Raw genomic sequence first — 5,016 nt, forward strand, 5'->3', positions numbered from 1 at the left:
ACAGGGTTAGATGCTGGAGGTGGGGGCAATACAGGGTTCAATACTGGAGGTGGGGGCAATACAGGTGTATTAGTAAACACAGGTGAACCATCTAGACGGGTGACAGATAAAGCATCAAAATCATCATCATCAAAGATGCCTACTACATTTACTTGTTCCCCTGGTACTAAATTTAGGAATTGATTATCTGGTAAATCTGTATCCACTAAGATTTGAGTACCGTTAGCATCCTGTAGGAGAAATTCATCGTTGTCAACTACACCTACCACTGTACCGAAAAGTGGGTTTGCTGGGGGAGCGGTAAACACAGGTGAACCGTCTGGACGGGTGACAGATAAAGCTTCAAAATCATTATCATCAAAGATTCCCACTACATTTAGTTGTTCCCCTGGTACTAAACTCAAGAATTGATTATCTGGTAAATTTGTATCCACTAAGATTTGAGTACCGTTAGCATCCTGTAGGAGAAATTCATCGTTGTCAACTACACCTACCACTGTACCGAAAATCGGATTTCCTTGGGGAGGGATAACAGGGTTAGATGCTGGAGAAGGGGGATTAGCTATTCCTCCTGTAATGGGGTCTAATGGCACTTGTGGGGGCGCTGGGAGCGGGGGAGTTTGACTGCCTAAAATAATTGAATTATCTGGTCTAGTCATAAATATAGTATCAATTTCAAGGCCATCAAATTCACCGACTAAGACATTTACAGGCTCCCCGATATTTAAGCCTAATTGATTAGCGTTCAAAGGTGAAGTGTCTACAATAGCGCTACCACCACTAAAATTTAGGGTAAAGTCTTCTCCATTATCTACGAAACCAGCTACAATTCCACTTATAGTCAAGCCTGGTTGAATCTGTGTAAAAGCTGAATTTAAGTCGTCAATCATTTTTTACCTCATTAACTCGATAAAATTTACTTATCAAAGGAAAAATGGATAGATTCTATAATACTTTCATAGCACTAAAAAACCATTTACGCTACATTCCGAAGGAAAAGTCGGTCTAAATTAATGATTTTTATCTCTTATATTTATGATAAGATTCTAACATTTTACTCAATTATAAAATAAAAGTAGCAATTTTTGTTAAAATATTTTTTTACTCAAAATACTAATGACAATAACTAAAACAAAACAAATAAATTGGGATGCTCTAGCCTCAGAGCTAACAGATATCGAAATTATTACTGAGCCAAATCAAGTCGCCAAACTCTCTTTAGACTATTATCATTTCAGCCCTGTTTTACAATCGCAATTAAAAGATAAAAAAGCTAATTTAATTGTTCGTCCTACCAATGAAGCAGAGGTTTTACAAATAGCTAAAACTTGCGTTAAATATCAAGCACCTTTAATAGTTAGAGGTGCGGGAACTGGTAATTACGGACAATGTATTCCTTTAGAGGGAGGAGTAGTTCTCGACACTACAAAAATGAATAAGATTAATTGGATAAAACCTGGTTTATCCTGTGTCGAACCAGGAGTGAAATTAGTAGCATTAGATAAAAAAGCCAGAGAAATTGGTTGGGAAATCAGGATGTTTCCTTCAACTTATCGCATCGCTACAATTGGTGGTTTTATTGGTGGTGGTAGTAGTGGAATTGGCTCAATTAATTATGGTGGATTACGTCATCGTGGCAATGTTTCTGCCGTGCGAGTTGTCACAATGGAAGATGAACCAAGAGTTATAGAATTGCGTGGCGATGATGTACAAAAAGTTAATCATGCTTATGGAACAAATGGAATTATTACTCAGTTAGAAATACCTTTAGCTCCTAGTTATACTTGGGCAGAATTAATAGTAACTTTTGACGACTTTATGACCTGTGCAAAATTCGCTCAAGCATTGGGAGATAGTGATGGAATTGTCAAAAAATTAATTACTATTTTTGCTTGGCCGATACCTAGTTTTTTCGCTGGAGTAAAAAATTCAATTCCTGAAGGAAAACATTGTGCTTTTTTGATGGTATCTGAATATAGTTTGGAGTCTTTTCAGGATTTAGTTAAAGAATTTAATGGTGAAATTTGTTATGAAAAAACTGCTGAGGAGGCAAGTAAGGGTACACCAATATATGAGTTTACTTGGAATCATACGACGTTACATGCTCGGAGTGTAGATACAAATTTGACTTATTTACAAAGTGGTTTTCCAACTGATAGAAATCTAGCACTGGTAGAAAAAATGTATCGGCATTTTGGTGATGAAGTAATTATGCATTTAGAGTTTATGCGAATGGATGGTCAAACTACACCAGTAGGATTACAAATTGTCCGTTATACTTCTGAAGAAAGGTTGAATGAAATTATTGAATATCATGAAAAAAATGGGGTAAATATTTTTAATCCTCATACCTATATTTTGGAAGATGGAGGAATGAAAACCACAGATTTTGAACAGTTAGAATTTAAGAAAAAGGTAGACCCTTATGGATTATTAAATCCGGGGAAAATGAAAGCCTGGCTAGAGAAAAGTTGACTCAGACAGCATTTCTCATAAATATGAGTTACATTTACCGAAATAATTAACTAATTAATAATTAAATAATTCTGGTTTATAGCATTACGCAAATAGGTTAGGACAATTATAGACACTCAAACTTAATCAGGGATTACTTCTAACTTCTAACTTCTGACTTCTGACTTCTGACTTGCGCGTAGCGCTATAAAGCCTCCCTTTACCAATGGATAATTGACAATTGATAATTAAAGAGTTAGAAAGTTAGAGAGTTAGAGAATTCTTTCATTATCCATTATCCACTATCAATTATCCATTAATAATATTTCCTTATATTCAATCAAGAGCGGTTTTAACCTTCTTGTAATTATCAATTATCCATTATCAATTATCCATTAATGAAGATCCCCCTTTTCAAATTTCATCTTCAGCAATTGTAATTAGTTCATCTTTAATAGTTAAGTCAAATTGAGTATTCAAATGTGGCGCTATATAGATACCCAAATTCTTTTCTCTATCTTGAAATTGAGAAGCTATTTTCACGCCAATACAAATTTCATTACGAGATTGAGCAGCAAATACACAATCAGCAAAAGATAATTTACCAAGTTTTTCAGGAGGGAAGAAAAGCTCTACAGGCTTAATATACATCTCGCTACCTTCTGCTGAAAATAAATTACGGTAGACTAATATTACTCCTGGCTCTTGAGATACCTGAGCTAAAATTTTCGACACAAATTGATTGGATAATAGGAAGTCTTGAACCCCAGCTTTAATTACCAGATCTGTTTCTTCAGAGTCAGCCAACTCTACTACTAATTCAGTTGTAACTGGGTTTCCAGTTTGCTCTGTGTATTGCAAAAATATTTGCCTAATTTCTAATAATATTGTCAGAGTTTTAGCATCTATTTCTTCAGAATTTTTACCTTTACTGGCTAAAATTGAGATGCTGTTATATTGATATGGTTGGAGTGTTTGAAGTGCCTCAGCAACATCTACATCTATTTTCCAAATTTGCATTAAAACTTCAGGATAAGCATCGCGAATTTCATCAAAAAGATCTTCAATTTCTGGTGTTAATTGGTCAGTAACTAGATTAATTTCTGAACCTTCAAGTACATATTTAGCATATTCTTGGAGACAGATTGGAGTTTTTGAGTTCCAGCCAATAATTAAATGTTTTTCTGTTTTTCTAGCAAGGGTTTTTCGGGAGTCAACATAACCTAAAACTTGAGGTTTAACAAAAGGTTCTTGATAAAATTTAATTTGGGAGTCATCTTCAGCCAAGACAATTATTGATTCAGCATCTGTTAAGTTGTAATTATTATCTGGCTTGATAATTACATTGCCATTTTTATCTTGTACACCTAAAGGAATACTTTGATAAAAGTGAAATTGTAATTCACTAAATCTGAGGTTTTGCCAATCACTTTCAGGACTATAAAAATAAATTTCATTTCCAGCAAAACCTACTACATTTAAGTATACTGTTGCTAGTCCTACAGAGCGTGAAGTTTGGACTAAAATTCTACCTAAAATATCAGCTTCATTTAAAGTTGTTACAGCTTCAGGAGCAATGCTTTGAGCTAAAATACGATATTGTTCTGAGTGAATTTCAGCTACTATTGGTGGTAAAGATGATTTTTTTTCCTCATTAGCAGCTACAGTAGCTAAAATTGTTTTGACAACTCTGGCATCAGATAATTTTTTCAATTCTTGTGGGTCTGATCCTTTAGCATCATTTAAAATAACTACCGATTTAGCGACTTTAACTCCGACTTTATTCAGATTGTTTATATTTGTTACTGTTCCACTACGAGTAACTACTCTAGTAGTTTTTAAATCCCCTAATTTTTCGCGGAGAAAATCATCCATTTGTTCTTTATCTTTTGCTGATAAAATCACAATTACTGCATCAGGTTCTGATTCATTGGCTATTACTAATTCAGTAATAATATCTACAATTCTGTCATTAAAGCCTAAGATTAAAGTATGGTTTTTTTCTACTACCAAGCTTTTACCTTTTTTCAGTAAAGTCAGTCGTGATTCAAATTCTTGAGTAATAAAAGCTACTAAACTAGAAAAAAGTACCAAACCGAGAAAGATAGTTAATACTCCTACAGTTTTAGTGGAGAAATTGGCTTCGTCTCCAGTGTCTCTGAGACCTATAAGTTGAACAAATACATCCCAAAGTAAATCGCTTTCTAAATCTGTATTTGGAAATAGCCACTCAGAAATATAACGTAGAGCAGTCATTAATAAAAAGGCCCCAAAAAAAGCAGAGACCAATGCCAGAAATACAGAAAATCCACCTCTTGACATAAAGTTGTCAAATTTATATTGAAAGCGTTCTTGCCAGGAAAATTTACTTTGAGCAGACATAGATTTTTTCTTTAAATTAATATATAGCGCTGTGCGCAGGCAATAGGCAACAGGCAATAGGCAATAGGCAATAGGGGGAATAAATTGCAGATAATATAAGACTTTTAGCTATTTGGCCACTCCTGCAATTTGTAAATATACCAGCGCTCATTGCTATAACTATTTTACCAATGGATAATG

2 protein-coding genes and 1 pseudogene are annotated in these 5,016 nt (G+C 34.4%); 1 reads left to right on the forward strand and 2 read right to left on the reverse strand.

What is annotated here, in order from left to right; all coding sequences use genetic code 11:
* Nucleotides 1–890, reverse strand: a pseudogene (locus tag AC3DU7_RS25015) (hypothetical protein); the annotation flags it as partial.
* Between the two features lie 226 nt (nucleotides 891–1,116).
* Between AC3DU7_RS25015 and AC3DU7_RS25020 the strand changes: the two are divergent.
* Nucleotides 1,117–2,475 (forward strand): FAD-binding oxidoreductase, encoded by a 1,359-nt coding sequence (locus AC3DU7_RS25020; protein WP_488042003.1) that lies wholly within the window; start codon nucleotides 1,117–1,119, stop codon nucleotides 2,473–2,475.
* A 393-nt stretch (nucleotides 2,476–2,868) separates the two neighbouring features.
* On the opposite strand, the gene AC3DU7_RS25025 is transcribed toward AC3DU7_RS25020, so the two are convergent.
* Nucleotides 2,869–4,836 carry a CASTOR/POLLUX-related putative ion channel gene (locus AC3DU7_RS25025; protein ID WP_488042004.1) on the reverse strand — a complete coding sequence of 656 codons (1,968 nt, stop codon included), beginning with the start codon at nucleotides 4,834–4,836 and terminating at the stop codon, nucleotides 2,869–2,871.
* Nucleotides 4,837–5,016: the final 180 nt, after the last annotated feature.

This window comes from Okeania sp. (assembly GCF_983059655.1).